Raw genomic sequence first — 232 nt, forward strand, 5'->3', positions numbered from 1 at the left:
TCCGGAATCTGCTGTTACTTTAAATGTTTTTTGTGCCATGATTATCATTCTCCTTTAAATTAAAGCTATTTTACTACACAATATTATATCATACAGCCGTACTTGTCATCTGACAAGCACGGCGTACTAACACCCTTATTTTTCAATCTTCACAATATCTTCTTGTTCTCTGTTGACTGAACCGCTTGCTTTAATGCTGACTGTTTCTCCTTCAGCAAGGTTTGTAAATACA

The 232-nt window shown here is 35.3% G+C and carries 1 protein-coding gene; it reads right to left on the reverse strand.

The genetic code is table 11. The features are described from left to right. Nucleotides 1–135: 135 nt before the first annotated feature. A partial coding sequence (locus tag SB660_RS24125; RefSeq protein WP_410585170.1) for a hypothetical protein occupies nucleotides 136–232 on the reverse strand: 97 nt, incomplete at its 5' end.

It is taken from the genome of Bacillus sp. SIMBA_005 (genome assembly GCF_046535585.1).
In the GTDB taxonomy this organism is placed as follows: Bacteria; Bacillota; Bacilli; order Bacillales; family Bacillaceae; genus Bacillus; species Bacillus pumilus.